The following is a 19,370-nucleotide window of genomic DNA, read 5'->3' as shown; positions in this document are numbered from 1 at the left end:
CCTGTGGGAGCGGGCTTGCTCGCGAAAGCGGTGTCCCAGGCAACATTAATGTCGACTGACACGCCCTCTTCGCGAGCAAGCCCGCTCCCACATGCATTGCGCATAACTGGCTGGCATTAGGGCAAGTCCCCCTCCCCACATTAGAAATGGCTGAATCGAAATTATTTTCATCTCGCCCTATCACTTTTGAATTCTCGTCCGGCACCTAGGCAATTGAGAAATATTTCCATTCAGGAGCCGCTGTATGTCCCGTTCGCTAGACACCGTGTTGCGCCCCCATTTGCTGGCGGTCGCCATTGCCCTTTGCGCCCCTTTGGCCAGTGGTCCACTGATGGCCGCCGAACAGGCGTCCAGTGTTCGCGCCTACAACCTGCCCGCTGCGCCTTTGGCCAGCACCCTGAACCAGATCGCCAGCCAGGCCGGTCTGGCGCTGTCGTTGAATCCGTCGCTGGCGGCGGGCAAGACCTCGGCGCCTGTGAAGGGCCAGTTCGACGCCACCGGTGCCCTGCGTGAAGCCCTGCGCGGCACCGGTCTGCAACTGGAACAGAGCAGCGCCGGCACCTACAGCCTGGTGGCCGTGCCCGAGGGCGTGATGGCCTTGCCGGAAACCGCCGTCATTGGCCTGGAAAATGCGGAAACTGCCTGGAGCCCGGTCGAAGGTTACGTGGCCACGCGCACCGCCGCTGGCACCAAGACCGACACCGCGCTCGTCGAAGCGCCGCGTTCGATATCCGTCGCTACCCGCCAGCAAATGGAAGATCGCGGTGTGCAAAACCTCGATGACGCTGTGCGCTACATGCCTGGCATCGTCGCCAGCAGCTTCGGCAGTGACACCCGCGCCGACTGGTTGCTCGTGCGCGGTTTCGAACCGACGCAATTCCTCGATGGCCTGCCACTGCCAAAAGGCGTGTACGCCAATCCGAAACAGGAAACCTGGAACCTTGATCGCCTTGCCCTGTTGCGCGGGCCGGCCTCTTCGGTTTACGGCCAGACCCCGCCAGGCGGTTTGCTGGACATGGTCAGCCGCCGTCCCAACGCCGAGTCGAGCAATGAAATCCAGGTGCAATACGGCAGCGACAATCATCGCCAGATTAACTTCGCCAGCACCGGCAAGATCGATGACGAAGGCCAGTTCCTTTATGGTTTGAGCGGTGTGGTACGCGACAGCGGCACGCAGATCGACCACGTCGACAACAAGCGCTACAACATCGCGCCGAGCCTGACCTGGAACATCGACGAAGACACCAAATTCACCCTGCTGACGCAATTCACCCGAGACGATACCGGCATCACCAGCCAGTTTCTGCCTGTGCAAGGCACCAAGATCCATTCGCCACTCGGCAAGATTTCCCATCACAAAAACCTCGGCGACCCGGACTGGGAATTCTACGACCGCACCTATTACGCACTGGGTTACGCCTTTGAACATCGCTTGAATGATGTCTGGCAGTTCAAGCAGAACCTGCGTTACACCAAGTCGGACCTGTCCTTCCAGGCCCTCACCCCCGGCGCCTACCCGTTCACCCAAGTGGATGCCGAGGGCAATGTTGGCCGTTCGAGCACCAGTGTCGACGAGGACATCAGCCAGTTCGCCGTGGACAACAACTTCCAGGGCGACTTCGCGACCGGCGACATTCGTCACACCCTGTTGATCGGCCTCGATCACCAGCGCACCAATACCAACTACCTCTCGATCTTCGGCGACGGTCTGACCACCAACGTCAACAACCCGATCTATGGCCAGCCAATCGTTCGCCCGTCACGCTCGACGGCGTTCTATGACTATGACCAGAAGACCTACCAGACCGGTTTGTATGTCCAGGACCAAATGGCCCTCGACCAATGGCGTCTGACCCTCGGTGGTCGTGAGGACTGGGTCCACACGGGCACCAAATTCTTCAACAAGGGTGATGCCACCAACACCGAACGGGACAAGAAATTCAGCGGCAACGCAGCGATCAGCTATGTGTTCGACTCGGGCTTCGTGCCCTACCTGTCCTACGCCGAGTCATTCCAGCCGACCAGCAAAGCCACGGCATCGCCGACCGAGTCGTTCAAGCCGACTGAAGGCAAACAGTGGGAACTGGGTATCAAGTACCAACCGCCGGGCAGCAACACCCTGCTGACGGCCGCGGTCTATAACCTGACCCAGAAAAACGTCTCCGTCACCACGACCAACGCGGACAATGTCTCGATTACCAGCCAGACCGGCGAAGTGAAGGTCAAAGGCCTGGAGCTGGAAGCCGTTTCCGACGTCACCGACAACCTGAAAGTCATCGCCGCCTACACCCTGGCCAAGTCCGAAGTACAAAAGGGTGACTTCAAGGGCAATCGCCTGCAACTGATGCCTAACCAGCAAGCCTCGCTGTGGGCCGATTACACCTGGCACAACGGTGTGCTGGATGGTTTCGGCATTGGTGCCGGCGCACGTTATACCGGCAATACTTATGGCGACCAGGGCAACACCTGGCTGGGCAAGGCTGATGCCTACACGGTGTTCGACGCAGCGGTCCATTACGACTTGGGCCGTCTGGATAACAGTCTGAAAGGTGCATCACTGGCATTGAATGCCACCAACCTGTTCGACAAGGACTACATCTCCACTTGCGACAGCTTCTACTGCTACTACGGCGACCAACGCAGTGTCGTCGCCAGTGCGACGTACAAGTGGTAATCGCCTGAACTGACACGCGCCACGACCAGGCCGTCCTTCGAGGACGGCTTTGGTCTTTCTGAAGGCCATGAAATGAAAAGCAAAACCATCCGCCGCTGGTCATTCGTTCACACCTGGACCAGCCTGATTTGCACGGTATTCCTGTTGATGTTGGCCCTCACCGGCCTGCCGTTGATCTTCCACCACGAGATCGACCATCTGCTGGGCGATGCCGCCGAGTTGAAATCCATGCCGGCCGATACCCCGCAGCTGAATTTGCAGCAGTTGGTGCAAGCGGCTGAAAAGCATCGTCCCGGCGAGGTCATGCAATATTTCGGCTACGACGAAGAAGACCCCAACGGCGTGATCGCCATCATGGCGCCCACCGCCGGCACCGAGCCGAACGCGTCCCACACCTTCATGCTCGACGCTCGCACCGGCGAAGCATTGGAAATGCCCTCGGCCAATGGCGGGCTGATGATGGTCATGCTGCGCCTGCACGTGGACATGTTCGCCGGCCTGCCGGGCAAGTTGCTGCTGGCGTTCATGGGGATTCTGTTTGTGCTGGCGATTGTCTCCGGGACGGTGCTGTACCTGCCGTTCATGCGGCGTTTGAAGTTCGCCACCGTGCGCCACGACAAATCCACCCGCCTGCGTTGGCTCGATCTGCATAACCTGATCGGCGTGGTGACGCTGACCTGGGCGTTGGTGGTCGGCGTGACTGGCGTGATCAGCGCCTGTGCCGACTTACTGATTGCCGCGTGGCGCAACGACAGCCTGAGCGCGATGGTTGCACCCTATCGCGATGCGCCACCGCTGACTCAATTGGCGCCTGCGACTCGCTTACTCGACATCGCCAAAGATGTCGCGCCGGACATGCAGCCCGACTTCATCGCCTTCCCCGGCACGCGATTTTCCAGCGAACACCATTACGCCGTGTTCATGAAAGGCAGCACTCACCTGACCTCGCACCTGCTGACACCGGTGTTGATCGACGCCAGCACCCTGCAAGTCACCGCCGTGGCTGAACGGCCTTGGTACATGGACGCCATGGGCATGTCGCAGCCGCTGCACTTCGGTGATTACGGCGGCATGCCGATGAAAATCCTCTGGGCGACCCTCGATGTGCTGACCATCATTGTGCTCGGCAGTGGGGTTTATTTGTGGGTGGTGCGGCGCAAGGTCACGAAAACTGTGCTCGAGAATGCGCAGTGCCCGACATGAGACCGAGACAGTCGAACTTCTGGAAGGTCTTCGCCACGCCCACCGTCATTGCCCTGCTCAGCGCCGCGGGGCTGTTTGCCGCGTTGTTGGGCGATGGCGTGTGGGATGCATTGAGCTGGCTCGGGCTGGGCATCCCCACCGTCCTCGCCTTGCGCGGATTTCTGCAACACCGCTAAAAACTGTAGGAGCGAGGCTTGCCCGCGAAAGCGGAGTGTCATTCAACACTGATGCCGACTGGCACTCCGCTTTCGCGGGCAAGCCTCGCTCCTACAAGGGTTAAAGCCATCTTGAGCTATCGGGTCAACGCGCTATGCTGCCGACACTGCCCACGATCGAGATCGTCACCATGTCCGTTCCCAGCATGACCTTGTTCCACAACCCCGCGTCGCCCTTCGTCCGCAAAGTCATGGTGCTGCTGCATGAAACCGGGCAAACGAACCGCGTGGCGCTGCAAGCCAGCCAGCTCACGCCAGTCAGCCCGGATCTGGCCCTCAACGAAGACAACCCGCTAGGCAAGATTCCGGCCCTGCGCCTGGCCGACGGCAATGTGTTGTACGACAGCCGGGTGATCCTCGACTATCTCGATCATCAGCACGTCGGCAATCCGCTGATTCCTCGTGAAGGCTCGGCACGCTGGCGGCGTCTGACCCTGGCTTCTCTGGCAGACGGGATCATGGATGCCGCGGTGATGATTCGCTATGAAGTGGCCCTGCGCGTCCCGGAAAAGCACTGGGACGAATGGCTTGAGGGTCAGCGCGACAAGATTCGTCGCGCTCTGGCCCTGCTGGAAGCCGACGCGATTGCCGAGCTGACCAGCCATTTCGATGTCGCGGCGATCAGTGTGGCCTGTGCCTTGGGTTACCTGGATCTGCGCCATCCGGATCTGGAATGGCGCAAAGAGAATCCGAAGCTGGCAGAGTGGTATTTTGAGGTGAGTCAGCGGCCTTCGATGATTGCGACGATGCCGAAGGTTTAGATATTCGCTGGCTGTACCGGCCTCTTCGCGAGCAAGCCCGCTCCCACAGGGGATTTGTGTTGTTCATTCCATATTTGTAACAACACAGAGCCAATGTGGGAGCGGGCTTGCTCGCGAATGCACCACACCGGATCTAACGGAAACAACCCGGCAATCCGCGTCGCCAACACCTCGCCCACCCGCTGATCCTCACGCAACCCCAACGACCGGCTCATTCCACGGCTCCAATATCAAACGCCAGCGGCTTGGCCGGTTTCTGCCCGATCCCGTACCAGTCCAGCTTGCGGGTCAGCACCATGAACACGCCCAGCAGCCCGAACAACAGCAACGAGCCCATCAACAACGCGTAATCCTCGGCACTCAGCAAGCCATAGAGCAAGCCATACAACGCCGCCAATCCCGCCGAAAAACTCAAGCCGTGACGCACACTGCGCAGCACATGGCAGACATAGAACCCGATCAACACCACACAACCACTCGCCGACAGCAGATACGCCAGGGCAAAGCCGATGTGTTCGGACAGCGACAGCAGCAACAGGTAGAAGAACGCCAGCGCCACGCCCACCAGCGCGTATTGCACCGGGTGGACCGCCAGGCTTTTCAGCACTTCGAAGAGGAAGAAACCGGCGAAGGTCAGGACGATGAACAGTAACGCGTATTTGATTGCCCGGTCGCTTTTCAAGTACTGGTCCACCGGGTCGATGAAACTCACGCCGAAGCTGCGACCACTGAACGCCTCGCACTGGCCGCCAGACACACAGCTGCTCAAGGCCTCTTGCAGGTTGGTGGAGAAAAACGAGGTTTGCCAATGGGCGGTGAAACCCTGATCGGTGATTTCACGCTGGGCCGGCAGGTAGTTGCCGATGAAGCTGGGATGAGGCCAGTTGGCGGCCAGTGAAACCTTGCTGGTCTTGCCCACCGGGAGAACCTGCAACTGGCCGGTGCCTTGCAGGCGCAAGTCGAAACCGAAGGCCAGTTCCGTGGCCTGCCGGGTATCCAGCGCTGGTAGCGTCACATGCACACCCTCGCCCAACCAGCCCACCTGGCTACCCGGTACAAAGTCCAGGCTTTGGCCATTGAGTTCGAGTTTCAATGCATTCTCGATGCCGCGAATGTCGCTGATGCCGACGGCCAGGAACGGTTGATCGAAGCGGTAATCGGCGAAGTCCTCTTTGATGCCCAATTGTGCCGGGACCGAGAAATGCCCGCTGATACGGTTGTCGGCATGAAACAGTCGTGCTTCGTAGATACCCCGGGCGCGCAGTTCGGTCTGGACCTGGCCGTCCAGTTCGAAGCGCTCCGGCAGGAAATACAATCGGCCGCGTTCCTCGCCAACGTCCTGGTAACGCTGGTTGGTTTTTTCGTTGGTTTTCCAGGTGCGCACCGTTTTGCGATAGGGCACCACCATCAGCGGGCCGCTCAATTGCTGGCTGTAACTGGAACTGCGGGCGATGTCTTCGAGCACACCGTCGCGCAGTTGTTGCCGCTCCTGGATCACGCCGTTGATCATCAGTAGCGGGATCAGCAGCAACAGAATCAAAAGGGCAATCGCCCCCAGTTTTAGGGTCAGGCTACGGTTCATGGGACTCTCCCTGTTTGGATGGGGAAAGTCTGGGTCAGTTGTGTGGGAGGTTCGTGGAGGATCTGTGGGGATTGTGTGTAAATACCTGTAAAAGCCTTTTGGGTCTTGGCACACTGCGCTACCTTCAGGCCCCCTGCGGGTATCTGCACCCATTCCGGATACATTTTACTGCCAGCTACAGTTCAGATTTTCGCCCCTTTGTTTGATCCAGAGGAGGCCAGACAAGGAGCGCCTCTTTGCGAAACAACTCATTTGACCTGATCAGACACCTCGCTGCCCTCATGGTCCTGGTCAGCCATCACTTTGTGCTGTCGGGCATGAGCGAGCCGGGGATAACTGGTTACAACTCGTTGGGCGGTACAGCGGTCATTTGCTTCTTCGCTATTTCCGGGCTGTTGATCACCCTCAGTTATTTGAACGCCGCTAGCTTTCAAGACTACTTGGCAAAGCGTGTCGCTCGAATCTTTCCGGCGCTTATCGCTTGCTCATTTTTGATGACCTACGTGGCCGGAGCGTTCTTTGCCAGCGACTATGTCTTGGGAAAAGAGGCTTTGGTCGACTTTCTGCGCATTTCAGCCTTTGGACGTGCCTCCATTGATGAAGTAACCAGCGACTTCATCTTCAGCGAATCCTTTAACGGAAGCCTGTGGACGTTAAAGATCGAGTTCGTTTTTTACATTCTGCTGGCGGTGGTATTGACCTTGTATCGCAGCGCCCTGATGCCTCTGGCTTTGTTACTGCTGTTTGGCCTCGCAACCCTTGTCCTGAGTAACTACATCACGGGCGCACTGGCGCAGAAATTTCTGGCCTACTGCGCCGCGGGCATAGCGTTTTTCTCGGGATCATTGATCGCCTTTCATCGACATCACTTCAACAGCCCTCGCACAAAAGCAATCGTATTGGCCGCCTCCATCCTACTGATAGTAGTTTCCTTGGGGACTTCGTCGGTGTGGGTCACCGCCACTCTAGGGGTCAGTCTGGCAACCATCAGCCTGGGCCTGTTGTACGTAGATAAAACCATCAGGGGCCGGTTTGATATCTCCTATGGCATCTACCTGTATGCCTTTCCCGTACAACAACTGGTCATCAATAAAACCCCACTGGCCTTTGTACCGTCTATTGTTGTCACGACTTTTATTGTCATCGGTCTGGCGACACTTTCATGGTTGTTCATCGAGCAGCCGGCACTCAAGTTCGTGCATAGAAAAAAGGCCCGAAAAACAGTGCCTGGCTTGGTAACTCCTTGAGTCAATGACGAGTCGCCTCAGGTAAATGCAACTTGGCCTCTACACCGCCAGCAACGTTGCCTACCCACAGTTGGCCGTTGTGCAGTTTGACCACTTCTTCAACGAAGTTAAGCCCCAACCCCGTGCTTTTGCGCCCACTGTCCGGACGCGGCAGTGAGTAGAAGCGCTCGCTCAAGCGCGGCAATGCATAGTCAGGAATCGCCTCGGCCTGGTTAAAAAACTTGAATTCGATTTGCTCACCGATCTTTGCGGCACTGAATCGCAGCAAGCCACGATCCGGGGTGAAATCCAGAGCATTCTCCAGCAGATTACCCAGCGCCTGGCGCAACAGAAACGGCTCGCCGAGCAGGTTCAGATCCGCAGCAATTTGCAGTTCCACACGCAACTGCTTGCCTTCGATTCGCGCAGCCTGCGCGCTCAATAGCTCATCGACCAAACCCGCCAACGGCACGGCCACCCGCTCTTCCAGCCCTTGGCGCTGTTCCACCTGCGCCAGGTTCAACAGTCGTTCGATCAACTGCTGCATGCGCGCACTTTCGCTGTCGATGTTGCTGACGAAACGCTGCTGCTGAGCCAGCGGCATCTGGCCTTGCAGCAACTCCGCCGCACCACGGATCGCCGCCAGCGGGCTTTTCAATTCATGGGTCAGGGTGTGTACATAACGCTCGACGTAGGCTTTGCCCTCAAGCTGGGTGCGCATCTGCTCCACCGCCGTGGCCAGTTGTTCCAGCTCGCCGCCACGATAATGCGGCACCTCGACCCGCCGGCCATCGCTGACGGCCTGGGCATACGCCGTCAACCGCCGCAGCGCCGCGCTCAGCCACCACGACAACAGCGCACCGAACAGCAAACCGAGGCCAATCAGCGCCGCGCCATAAGCCAGCAATCGCCGCTCGGTGCGATCAACGTAAGGCTGCAGCGAGCTATTGGGCTTGGCCACCGTCACCACGCCGATGATCTGGCCGTTGTCGCGAATCGGCGCCCCGACATGCATCACCGACGAATTCGAATCATCCGGGTTGCTGCGCGTCGAACGTGCGCCGTACTCGCCGCGCAGGGTCAGGTAGACGTCGTTCCAGCGCGAGTAGTCCTGGCCCACCGCGATGCCACTGGAATCGAGCACCACGATGCCCTTGGCATCGGTCACGTAAATACGGTGGTTGACTTGATTCTTCGGCATGCCCCAGATTTTCGCCTTCGGTTGCCGTTCACCGTAAGCCTTAAGCAACTCGGGCCAGCGGTTCTGGCTGAGGGTGCCGGCCTTGAAGTCGTCGCGCAGGATTTCGGCCATCAGGTTGGCGGTGTCCACCAGGGTTTCTTCGGTGGATTGGCGCACGCCGGGGCGGATTTCTTCCATCACCGTGTTGAGCACGAAATAACCGGTCAGGCCGATGAACAGCACATAAACCAGAAAAATCCGGATCCCCAGTGGCATCAGCTGTGCCCCGGGCTGTAGCTGTAACCGAGGCCGCGATGAGTCTGGATCGGCTCGGCGTCGGCCTTCACCTGGCGCAATTTGGCGCGCACGCTCTTGATGTGGCTGTCGATACTGCGCTCGTAGCCCGCGTCGGCGGCCACACCCAACGCATCGAGCAATTGCTCGCGGCTGAAGACTCGCTCAGGTTGTTCCAGCAGGCATTGCAGCAGACGGAATTCGTGGCGGGTCAGGCTCAAAGCTTGATTGCGATAGCTGATCTGCACCCGTTCGTTGTCGATACGAAACAGCACTGGCGCCATCTCCGCCACCGGTCGTGGCGCCATGCGCTTGAGAATCGCCCTGACCCGCGCCGCCACTTCCCGGGGGCTGAACGGTTTGACCACGTAGTCGTCGGCGCCGATCTCCAGACCCACCACGCGGTCGATCTCTGCATCACGGGCGCTGAGGAACATCACCGGCACTTCGCTGAAACGCCGCAATTGCTTGCACGTCTCGAAGCCGCTGATGTCCGGCAGGCCGATATCGAGGATGATCAGGTCGGCCGGCGTGGCGCGCTGATGCTCGAGTGCCGCCGCGCCAAGGTTCAACCACGTGGTGGTAAAGCCCTCGCCCTGCAAGGCGAAAATCAGGGTGTCGGCAATCGCCGCTTCGTCTTCGACAATCAGGATATGAGGCATGGCGTCCGAGCCCACTAGTTAAGTGGGCGAACGGTGCCCCAAGGCTGATTCGCCGTCAATCAGCAGTCGGGTTTGTCTGCCGTGAAACGCCGTGCCGGGTTCACCGCCGCACCGAATTCACGCAGTGCTTTGGCGCCGATCAACAGCGGGTAATTGAAGCTGCTGCGGTCGGTGAGGTTGACTTCGACGGTGCGCTTGACATTGCCCAGGCACAGTTCCAGATCAACCACTGGCCGTTTGGTGGGTTCGATCGCTTCTTTGTCATCGTCGTCTTCTTCGGAGCGAGTCTTGATCTTGCTGATCCGCGCGACCTTGTGTTCGTAGACCTTGTTGCTCGCGCCTTTGGTGGCGAGGCGGAAACGCACCCATTCGTCGCCATCACGGGTGAAGGTTTCGATGTCTTTGGCCGACAGGGATGCGGTCAGGGCGCCGGTGTCCATTTTGGCCTTGAGGACTTCACCACCGATTTCCGGCAGCGCGATGTATTCGTAACGCCCGTACAGGGTCGGTTCAGCGGCCAGGACCGGCAGGGCCACGAGGGAAAGCAGTGCAAGGAGAGATTTCACGTAGGGGGTTCCTTGAAGAGTGGGCCGCGGGATTTTAGAACCCCGGCCTTTGAATTCGTTCGTTCTTGAAATCGCTTCGCGGGCAAGCCTCGCTCCTACAGAAATGTGTCGTTCGCGAAATTGCATATGACAGGAACTCTGTAGGAGCGAGGCTTGCCCGCGAAGAGGCCAGATCAATCAATACAACAACCTGACCCATTCAAATTCGCTCAAGCATACCGCCGCAAACGTGAAACATTCGTCACCACCGATTTGGCCTGTCGCCTGAAGCTGCTTATCATGGCGCGCCCAAACGCTTTCAAGAGTGACTTATGCGCCGCCTGCTCACCGGCTGTTTCGTTACCCTGCTGCTGTTGCTTAACACCCTGGTGCTGTTCGGGCCTTTGATGGTGTTCGCCCTGCTGAAACTGCTCTTGCCCGGGCGCTTTCGCGATTACGCCTCGGCGGCGGTGATGTGGATTGCCGAAACCTGGGCCGAGATCGACAAGCTGATCTTTCGTCTGTGCATCCCCACCCGATGGGACATCCGCGGTGGCGAAGATTTGCGCCGCGACACCTCGTATCTGGTGATCGGTAACCATCAGTCCTGGGTCGATATCCCGGCACTGATTCAGGCGCTTAACCGGCGCACGCCGTTCTTCAAATTCTTCCTCAAGAAAGAACTGATCTGGGTGCCGTTTCTGGGCCTGGCCTGGTGGGCGTTGGACTATCCGTTCATGAAGCGCTACACCAAGGCGTTTCTGGCAAAGAACCCGGAGCTGGCCGGCAAGGACCTGGAGATCACCAAAGAGGCCTGCGAGCTGTACAAGCGTCAGCCAGTGACGGTGGTCAATTATCTGGAAGGCACCCGCTACACCTCGGCGAAAAGCGCCCAGCAGCAGTCACCGTTCACCCACCTGCTCAAGCCCAAGGCTGGCGGCGTGGCTTTTGTGCTGGCGGCGATGGGTGAACAGCTGGATGCCATTCTTGATGTGACGGTGGTGTATCCACAGCAGAAGATCCCTGGGTTCTGGGATTTGATCAGCGGCAACGTGCCCAGGATCATCATCGATATCCAGACACGTGAACTGGACCCGGCGCTGTGGCAAGGCGATTACGAAAACGATCCGGTGTTACGCGAACACGTCCAGAACTGGGTGAACCAGCTCTGGATCGAGAAGGACCAGCGTATCAAGGCCCTGCGCGCCGAGGGCTGACTCAGCTACCTATGCCGGTGCCGATGCCGGTGCCGGTGCCGGTGCCCCAGATTCCGCCAAGATTTTGCAGCAGCGAACCGGCGACGCCTTGCTGACCGAGGTATTGCAGAATCACCGGGGCAAACAGGCCGATCATGCCGGTGTCCATGCCCAGGGCACTGAACGCGTTGTTCAGGTCCTTGGTGTCCTTGACGTTACCCAGCAAACCATTGAGCAAAGGGTTCTTGTCGACACCACCGCCGAGCAGCCCACCCAATCCGCTCAAGCCACTGAGAGCGCTGTTGCCGGCGATCTGATCGAGGCCCGGCACATTTTTGCTCAGCTCGGTGAAGTCCTGGCCGCTGAGTTGGTTCCTGGCCAGCCCCAGCATCGCACCGGCACCACCCACGGCCTGTTCTGCCGTGACGTTGAGCTGAGACCCCAGGGTAGTGAGCAAACCGGCAGCCTTGGGGAGCGCTGCCACGGCGTCTTCGCTCTCGTCGCTCTCGCCGCTCTCATCGTCCTCGTTACCCTGCATCGCCGTAACCGCATTGGCCGCATCGCTGAGGCTGAACTGTGCAAAGGCCGGGCTGGCGGCCAGCGTCGTCAACGAAGCAACAGCCATGAGCGATGCCAGCGCAAAACCGCGTGAAACGTTCATCCAGACATCCTCTTGTGCCATGAGAACCACCCGGCAGGGCAGCAAAACTGCCGATTTGACCGGGCATCTGCTGGCATGTTCCCCCCCAGTCGTGGAACCCCGAATCCATACGATGAATGGCACGCCTGCTCCCGCCAAACTGGCCTGTGAACAACCCGGCAGAACCTGAAAGCGCAGGCTGCGGTGCTCCATAAAAAAGGGCGACATCACTGTCGCCCTTCTTCCCGTCTTGCTCCCAGCCTTACGCCGCGCTGAACATCTTGTGCGGATCGATCACAAACTTCTTCGGCACGCCCGCATCGAACTCGCCATAACCACGCGGGGCGTCGTCGAGGCTGATGACTTCGACACCCACGATGTCGGCAATCTTGATGCGGTCCCACATAATGGCTTGCATCAGTTGGCGGTTGTACTTCATCACCGGGGTCTGGCCGGTGTGGAAGCTGTGGGATTTGGCCCAGCCCAGACCGAAGCGAATGCTCAGGCTGCCCATTTTCGCGGCGGCATCCACCGCACCCGGGTCTTCAGTGACGTAGAGGCCGGGGATACCGATTTTGCCCGCCACGCGAACCACGCCCATCAGCGAGTTGAGCACGGTGGCCGGAGCCTCGTGCTTCACGCCGGCATGGCCGTGACCGCGAGCTTCGAAACCTACGGCATCGACGGCGCAGTCCACTTCCGGTTCGCCCAACAGTGCAGCGATTTGTTCGTGCAGTGGGGTGTCTGTCGACAGGTCGGCGATTTCGAAACCCTGAGCCTTGGCATGGGCCAGGCGGATCGGGTTGACGTCACCGATGATCACCACCGCAGCACCCAGCAGACGAGCGGAAGCGGCAGCTGCCAGGCCAACCGGGCCGGCGCCGGCGATGTACACGGTGCTGCCAGGGCCAACGCCGGCAGTCACTGCGCCGTGGTAACCAGTGGGCAGGATGTCGGAGAGACAGGTCAGGTCACGGATTTTTTCCATGGCCCGGTCGCGATCTGGAAGTTTCAGCAGGTTGAAGTCGGCATACGGCACAAACGCGTATTCCGCTTGGCCACCGGTCCAGTCACCCATGTCGACGTAACCATAGGCACCGCCCGGACGCGCCGGGTTAACGCTCAGGCAGACGCCAGTATGTTGCTCTTTGCACGAACGGCAACGGCCACAGGCAACGTTGAAAGGAACCGACACCAAGTCGCCGATCTGCAGGTTCTCGACACCGCTGCCCTTCTCGATCACTTCACCCGTGATCTCGTGGCCCAGCACCAGACCGGTCTGAGCGGTGGTACGCCCGCGCACCATGTGCTGATCGGAACCACAGATGTTGGTGGACACTACGCGCAGGATGACGCCGTGCTCGATCTTCCTGCCGCGCGGGTCCTGCATTTTGGGATAGTCGATTTTCTGTACTTCGACCTTGCCAGCGCCGAGATACACCACACCACGATTACCAGACATGCTTTCACCTCGCTGTTGTTTTTATGTAGCGGTCGCGTCGCCATGGAGCGGCGGCGCGTTGATTGCTCGGGTTATTGCCTGTGTCTTTTTGCGTTGTCTGTAAGGGCCTCTTCGCGAGCAAGCCCGCTCCCACATTGGATCGGGTAGGCATAAGGTCTGTGAACAACACAAAACCTGTGGGAGCGGGCTTGCTCGCGAAGGCGATCTAAAGAACGACGGTGCGATTGGCGTTCAAAAACACCCGTCGTTCAATGTGATAACCAACGGCCCGCGCCAGGGTCAGCCCTTCGATATCCCGCCCCTTGGCGATCAAATCTTCGGGGTAATGACTGTGATCCACAGCCTCCACGCCCTGGGCGATGATCGGGCCTTCGTCCAGGTCGTTGTTGATGTAATGCGCTGTGGCGCCGACCAGTTTCACGCCCTTGTTGTAAGCCTGGTGATAGGGCTTGGCACCCTTGAAACCCGGCAGCAGGGAGTGATGAATGTTGATCGCCTTGCCGTCGAGTTTGCGGCACAACTCTGGGGACAGAACCTGCATGTAGCGCGCAAGAATCACCAGTTCGGCGCCGGACTCTTCGACCACCTGCCAGACCTGACGCTCCTGGGAGGGCTTGTCGTTCGGGTCCAGCGGAAAGTGGTAGTACGGAATCTGATGCCAGTCGGCCAATGGCTTGAGGTCCGGGTGGTTGGAAACCACGGCGACCACGTCCATCGACAACTGGCCGATGCGCTGACGGTAGAGCAAGTCGTTGAGGCAGTGATCAGCCTTGGACACCATGATCACCACTTTTGGCCGGTGGTGCGGCGGGGTCAGCTCGAAAACCATCCCGAAGGCGTCACCACGCTCTGCCAAACCTGCGCGGAAAGCTTGCTCATCGAAGCCATCAGGCTGACGAAATTCCACGCGAATAAAAAAACGACCCGAGAGCCGGTCATCAAAGGAATGGTGCTCGGTGACGTAGCAGCCCTGCTCGAACAGAAAGCGGGTCACCGCATCCACGGTGCCGAGGACGCTGGGGCAATCGGCGGTCAGAATCCATGTGTCTGGGGCGCGGCTCATAGTGCGGTGACTCCTGTTGTTATGGGCAACCGCTTCGCGGTTGATCGCGGGCAAGCCTCGCTCCTACAGGGTTGATGTCGGCCATGAAATAACGGGGCGACACGGTCAATTGTAGGAGCGAGGCTTGCCCGCGAAGGCAATCTCAAGCCTGGACGCTAAGCCCGTACTCAGCCGCCGCATCCTGCAACCACAACCACCAGTAATCCGAGAAGCTGCGACGAATCAGCAGTTCCCAGGTGTCTTCGGCGGTGTGGCGGATCATCAATTGCGACTTGGCGAACACCGTGCCGACAGCCTTGCCCACCGGGAAGTTGTTGGGGTGCACGTCATAGCTGGTGGATTTCATCAGCACCTGACGCACGTTCGGGCCGCTGAGTTCGAGGATCTGCTGGCCGCCGCTGACGTTGACGATCTGGATGTGCAGGTCGCCCAGCGCTTCACGCAGTTTCTGCTCGGCGGCGAATTCTTCACCGGTCGGGACGATCAGCAGCCATTCATCCGGCCCCATCCATTGCAGGCTGGTTTCGCCTTTGATCACCACGGTCAGCGCGGCCGGCAGTTCCAGGCCGAGGGCCTTGTGCACGCCAGCGGCGAACGCGGCATCGTGGCCATCGCCACGGATGGTCAGATGACCGAGGAGTTTTTTCTCACGCACGATCACGCCGGCGTTCTTGCGGCCCTTGCCCACCAGGCTGGCGAGGTCGGCGTGATGCAGCGACGACTCGGCCTTGGCCCCGGTGGTTGGGCGTTGTTGGTAAACATTGGCTGCGGTCATAAAGCACCTGTCTTGAATTCGTACGACACACCGTAGGAGCGAGGCTTGCCCGCGAAGGCAGCGACGCGGTTTATCTGAGGGACCGCGTTATCGTTCTTCGCGGGCAAGCCTCGCTCCTACGGGAGCTGTGGTGTTACACGTTCTGGCGATCGCCTTTCGGATCGAAGAACACCGAAGAAACGATTTCCGCCTCGATCACGCTGCCGTCGGCCAGCGGTGCGAACACCCGCTCACCCATGCGCTTCAAGCCGCCCTTGACCACACCCATGGCAAACGAATAGCCCAGGGAGTTGTGCAGGTAACTGGAAGTCACGTGACCGACCATGGTCATCGGGATGGTTTGCTTGGTGTTGAACACCAGTTGCGCCCCTTCCGGCAGCCATTTGGTCGGATCGATCGGCTTCAGACCGACCAGCTGTTTGCGTTGATCACGCACGCAGTCTTCGCGGTTCATGCCACGCCAGCCGATCCACGAGAATGGTTTGGTGCGACCGACACACCAGCCCATGTTCAGGTCGTCCGGGGTCATCGAGCTGTCGGTGTCCTGACCGACGATGATGAAGCCCTTCTCTGCCCGCAGAACGTGCATGGTTTCGGTGCCGTACGGGGTCAGGTTGTACTGCTTGCCGGCCTCGACGATTTTTTCCAGCACGCCCATGGCGTAGTCGGCCTGCACGTTGACTTCGTACGACAGCTCACCGGTAAACGAAATCCGGAACACCCGCGCTGGCACACCACCGACCAGACCCTCTTTCCAGGTCATGAACGGGAAGGCTTCATTGCTCAAGTCGATGTCGGTGACTTCGCTGAGCAGCTTGCGGCTGTTCGGCCCCGACAGGGTCATGGTCGCCCAGTGATCCGTCACGGAAGTGAAGTACACCTTCAGCTCTGGCCATTCGGTCTGGTGGTAGATTTCCAGCCATTGCAGCACGCGTGCAGCGCCGCCGGTGGTGGTGGTCATCACGAAATGGTTGTCGGCCAGGCATGCGGTCACGCCGTCGTCGAACACCATGCCGTCTTCTTTACACATCAGGCCGTAACGGGCCTTGCCCACGTCGAGCTTGGTCCAGGCGTTGGTGTAGATGCGGTTGAGGAACTCGCGCGAATCCGGGCCCTGGATGTCGATCTTGCCCAGGGTCGAAGCGTCCAGCAGGCCGACGCTGTCGCGCACGGCTTTGCATTCGCGTTTTACCGCGGCGTGCAGGTCTTCACCGTTTTTCGGGAAGTACCATGGACGCTTCCACTGACCGACGTCTTCGAACTCGGCACCGTTTTTCACATGCCAGTGATGCAGCGCGGTGAAACGAACCGGCTCGAAGATGTGCCCACAGTGACGACCGGCCACGGCGCCGAAAGTCACCGGCGTGTAGTTCGGGCGGAACATGGTGGTGCCCATCTGCGGGATGGTCACGTTCAGCGAACGGGCGGCAATGGCCAGACCGTTGACGTTGCCGAGCTTGCCCTGATCGGTGCCGAAGCCCAGTGCGGTGTAGCGCTTGACGTGCTCGACCGACTCGAAGCCTTCGCGGGTCGCCAGTTCGATGGCGGCAGCGGTGACGTCGTTCTGCAGGTCGACGAATTGCTTCGGCGCACGGGCAGTGGCTTTTTCGTGAGGCACCTGGAACAGCGCCAAAGTTGGCTCTTCCAGACGGCTCAGGGCTTTGGGCAGTACGCCTTCGACCTTGCCGAAACCGGCTTCGCTCGCAGCGCGAGCACCGCCTTCAAAACCATCGGCCAGCGAATCGCCGAGGCCGTAGACGCCGTTGATGCCACCGACGCACACGCGTTTCTGCGGTGCTTCGCCCGGCACGAAACCGAGGATGTCTTCACGCCAGATCGGTTTGCCACCCAAGTGCGACGCCAAGTGAACCACCGGGCTGTAACCGCCGGAACTGGCGACCAGGTCGCACTCAAGCCACTCGCCCGGGCTGGTCACGGTGTGTGCTTTTACATCGATCGCGGCAACGCGAGCGGCAGTGACGTGCTTGCTGCCACGGGCCTCGATCACGGCGCTGCCGGTCAGGATGCGAATGCCTTTGGCGCGCGCTTCTTCCACCAGCGCACCACGAGGGTTGCTGCGGGCATCGGCGATCGCCACCACTTGCAGGCTGGCGTCGAGCCAATCCAGCGCCACGCGGTAGGCGTGGTCGTTGTTGGTCGACAGCACCAGTTTTTTGCCCGGTGCCACGCCATAACGACGCACATAGGTCGACACAGCGCCGGCGAGCATGTTGCCCGGCACGTCGTTGTTGCCGTAAACCAGTGGACGCTCGTGAGTACCGGTCGCCAGCACTACACGCTTGGCGCGAACCCGGTGGATGCGCTGACGCACTTGGCCAATCGGGGCGCGGTCACCGAGGTGATCGGTGAGGCGCTCGTGAATGGTCAGGAAGTTATGGTCGTGGTAACCGTTGACAGTGGCGCGCGGCAACAGCAGCACGTCCGGGGTGTTTTTCAGCTCGGCGATGACGCTGGCGACCCACTCGGTGGCAGGCTTGCCGTCGAGGCTTTCACGGGAATCGAGCAGGCTGCCGCCGAACTCTTCCTGCTCATCGGCCAGAATCACACGCGCACCGCTACGGGCAGCCGCCAGCGCAGCCGCCAGACCCGCAGGGCCAGCGCCGACGATCAGCACGTCGCAGTGCTGGTTCATGTAGTCGTAGGTGTCCGGATCGTTCTCGGTCGGCGAGCGGCCGAGGCCGGCAGCCTTACGAATGTACTTCTCGTAGGTCATCCAGAACGATTGCGGGTACATGAAGGTTTTGTAGTAGAAGCCCGGCGGCATCAGCTTGCCGCCGACCTTGCCGAGAATCCCCATCATGTCGTTGTTCACGCTTGGCCAGCCGTTGGTGCTGGTGGCGACCAGGCCTTGATACAGCGCTTGTTGCGTGGCGCGCACGTTGGGGATCTGCGTGGCTTCGGTCGCACCGATCTGCAGCACAGCGTTCGGCTCTTCGGCACCGGCGGCGAAGATGCCGCGTGGGCGCGAGTACTTGAAGCTACGGCCGATGATGTCGACACCGTTGGCCAGCAAGGCTGCAGCCAGGGAGTCGCCTTCAAAACCTTTGTAGACCTGGCCGTTGAAGGTGAAGCTCAGCACTTTGTTGCGGTCGATGCGTCCGCCGTTGGACAGGCGATTGATCTGGCTCATACCTTCTCTCCCAGAGCCGTGGCGGCCGCTTTCGGGCTGTCGGTCTTGTCGGTGAACTGCGGCTTGGCGCCGATCTTGTAGGTTTCGAGAATCTCGTAGGTCACGGTGTCACGGGTGACGTTGAAGTACTGACGGCAACCGGCGACGTGATCCCACAGCTCGTGGTGCAGACCGCGAGGGTTATCGCGGAAGAACATGTAGTCGCCCCACTCCTCGTCGGTGCAGCTGTTCGGATCCAGTGGACGCGGGATGTGCGCCTGGCCGGATGCATGGAATTCCTCTTCGGAGCGCAGTTCGCCACAGTGAGGACAGAAGATATGCAACATAGGGATTTCTCCTGTTAGTGGGCGACTGCTGCAGCGCCGTGTTCGTCGATCAACGCACCGCTATGGAAACGGTCGATGGAGAAAGGTGCAGCCAATGGGTGCATTTCACCCTTGGCCAGACTCGCGGCAAACACGTTGCCCGAGCCAGGTGTTGCCTTGAAGCCACCGGTGCCCCAACCGCAGTTGAAGAACATGTTCGGTACCGGGGTTTTCGAGATGATCGGGCACGCATCCGGCGTGGTGTCGACGATGCCGCCCCACTGACGGTTCATGCGTACACGGGACAACACCGGGAACATCTCGACAATGGCCTGGATGGTGTGCTCGATCACCGGGTACGAACCACGCTGGCCGTTGCCGGGGTCGCGGGCGGGGGCGGGGCCGAGCGCCGGGGCGCGCGGGGGGGGGGGGCGGG

General features: G+C 59.9%; 17 protein-coding genes. 6 read left to right on the top strand and 11 right to left on the bottom strand.

Annotated features, from left to right (window positions below; genetic code table 11):
- Nucleotides 1–244: 244 nt before the first annotated feature.
- The 4 genes from ACIPLA_RS24700 (at nt 245) to ACIPLA_RS24685 (ending at nt 4,853) form a co-directional block, all read left to right on the top strand.
- Nucleotides 245–2,674 (top strand): TonB-dependent siderophore receptor, encoded by a 2,430-nt coding sequence (locus ACIPLA_RS24700; RefSeq protein ID WP_401176741.1) that lies wholly within the window; start codon nt 245–247, stop codon nt 2,672–2,674.
- 72 nt (nt 2,675–2,746) lie between these two features.
- Nucleotides 2,747–3,877, top strand: coding sequence for a PepSY-associated TM helix domain-containing protein (locus tag ACIPLA_RS24695; RefSeq protein ID WP_401176739.1), 1,131 nt, complete (start codon nt 2,747–2,749; stop codon nt 3,875–3,877).
- Nucleotides 3,874–4,053 carry a hypothetical protein gene (locus tag ACIPLA_RS24690; protein ID WP_218395221.1) on the top strand — a complete coding sequence of 60 codons (180 nt, stop codon included), beginning with the start codon at nt 3,874–3,876 and terminating at the stop codon, nt 4,051–4,053. Before ACIPLA_RS24695 ends, ACIPLA_RS24690 begins: the two co-directional genes overlap by 4 nt.
- 170 nt (nt 4,054–4,223) lie before the next feature.
- Nucleotides 4,224–4,853, top strand: coding sequence for a glutathione S-transferase (locus tag ACIPLA_RS24685; RefSeq protein ID WP_401176736.1), 630 nt, complete (start codon nt 4,224–4,226; stop codon nt 4,851–4,853).
- A 211-nt stretch (nt 4,854–5,064) separates the two neighbouring features.
- On the opposite strand, the gene creD is transcribed toward ACIPLA_RS24685, so the two are convergent.
- Nucleotides 5,065–6,435 (bottom strand): cell envelope integrity protein CreD, encoded by a 1,371-nt coding sequence (gene creD / locus ACIPLA_RS24680; RefSeq protein WP_401176734.1) that lies wholly within the window; start codon nt 6,433–6,435, stop codon nt 5,065–5,067.
- A 236-nt stretch (nt 6,436–6,671) separates the two neighbouring features.
- Between creD and ACIPLA_RS24675 the strand changes: the two genes are divergently transcribed.
- Nucleotides 6,672–7,682, top strand: a complete 1,011-nt coding sequence (locus ACIPLA_RS24675) for an acyltransferase family protein (protein ID WP_401176731.1) — start codon at nt 6,672–6,674, stop codon at nt 7,680–7,682.
- Between the two features lies 1 nt (nt 7,683).
- Here ACIPLA_RS24675 and creC read toward each other — a convergent pair whose 3' ends face one another.
- From creC to ACIPLA_RS24660, 3 genes are read right to left on the bottom strand one after another with little or no spacing between them, the layout of a single operon-like run.
- Complete coding sequence (gene creC, locus ACIPLA_RS24670) at nt 7,684–9,117, bottom strand: two-component system sensor histidine kinase CreC (RefSeq protein ID WP_401176728.1); 1,434 nt, start codon at nt 9,115–9,117, stop codon at nt 7,684–7,686.
- Nucleotides 9,117–9,797, bottom strand: a complete 681-nt coding sequence (gene creB / locus ACIPLA_RS24665) for a two-component system response regulator CreB (RefSeq protein ID WP_401176725.1) — start codon at nt 9,795–9,797, stop codon at nt 9,117–9,119. Before creB ends, creC begins: the two co-directional genes overlap by 1 nt.
- A 59-nt stretch (nt 9,798–9,856) precedes the next feature.
- Nucleotides 9,857–10,363, bottom strand: coding sequence for an ATP-dependent zinc protease (locus ACIPLA_RS24660; RefSeq protein WP_007904116.1), 507 nt, complete (start codon nt 10,361–10,363; stop codon nt 9,857–9,859).
- Nucleotides 10,364–10,674: 311 nt separating this feature from the next.
- Here ACIPLA_RS24660 and ACIPLA_RS24655 point away from each other — a divergent pair, with 311 nt between their 5' ends.
- Nucleotides 10,675–11,559, top strand: a complete 885-nt coding sequence (locus tag ACIPLA_RS24655; RefSeq protein WP_401176722.1) for an acyltransferase — start codon at nt 10,675–10,677, stop codon at nt 11,557–11,559.
- A 1-nt stretch (nt 11,560) separates the two neighbouring features.
- Here ACIPLA_RS24655 and ACIPLA_RS24650 read toward each other — a convergent pair whose 3' ends face one another.
- The 7 genes from ACIPLA_RS24650 to ACIPLA_RS24620 all read right to left on the bottom strand — a co-directional run.
- Entirely contained in the window at nt 11,561–12,199 is a 639-nt protein-coding gene (locus ACIPLA_RS24650; protein WP_401176719.1) for a DUF2780 domain-containing protein, read from the bottom strand.
- Nucleotides 12,200–12,440: 241 nt separating this feature from the next.
- A complete protein-coding gene (gene fdhA / locus ACIPLA_RS24645) occupies nt 12,441–13,640 on the bottom strand; it encodes a formaldehyde dehydrogenase, glutathione-independent (protein WP_007907573.1) in 1,200 nt (399 codons plus the stop codon).
- Nucleotides 13,641–13,845: 205 nt separating this feature from the next.
- Nucleotides 13,846–14,703, bottom strand: a complete 858-nt coding sequence (gene purU / locus ACIPLA_RS24640; protein ID WP_007907570.1) for a formyltetrahydrofolate deformylase — start codon at nt 14,701–14,703, stop codon at nt 13,846–13,848.
- Nucleotides 14,704–14,845: 142 nt separating this feature from the next.
- Nucleotides 14,846–15,478 (bottom strand): sarcosine oxidase subunit gamma, encoded by a 633-nt coding sequence (locus ACIPLA_RS24635; protein WP_218395228.1) that lies wholly within the window; start codon nt 15,476–15,478, stop codon nt 14,846–14,848.
- A gap of 133 nt (nt 15,479–15,611) precedes the next feature.
- Entirely contained in the window at nt 15,612–18,629 is a 3,018-nt protein-coding gene (locus ACIPLA_RS24630) for a sarcosine oxidase subunit alpha (RefSeq protein WP_401176714.1), read from the bottom strand.
- Nucleotides 18,626–18,955, bottom strand: coding sequence for a sarcosine oxidase subunit delta (locus ACIPLA_RS24625; RefSeq protein ID WP_008008142.1), 330 nt, complete (start codon nt 18,953–18,955; stop codon nt 18,626–18,628). Before ACIPLA_RS24625 ends, ACIPLA_RS24630 begins: the two co-directional genes overlap by 4 nt.
- A gap of 14 nt (nt 18,956–18,969) precedes the next feature.
- Nucleotides 18,970–19,370, bottom strand: a 401-nt coding sequence (locus ACIPLA_RS24620) for an FAD-dependent oxidoreductase (RefSeq protein WP_401176711.1), incomplete at its 5' end; no start/stop codon positions are given.

The organism is Pseudomonas sp. NPDC086112, from assembly GCF_044746425.1.
Taxonomy (GTDB): domain Bacteria; phylum Pseudomonadota; class Gammaproteobacteria; order Pseudomonadales; family Pseudomonadaceae; genus Aquipseudomonas.
The sequence above is the reverse complement of the archived record's forward strand: the minus strand, read 5'-3'. Positions and strand labels throughout refer to the sequence as shown.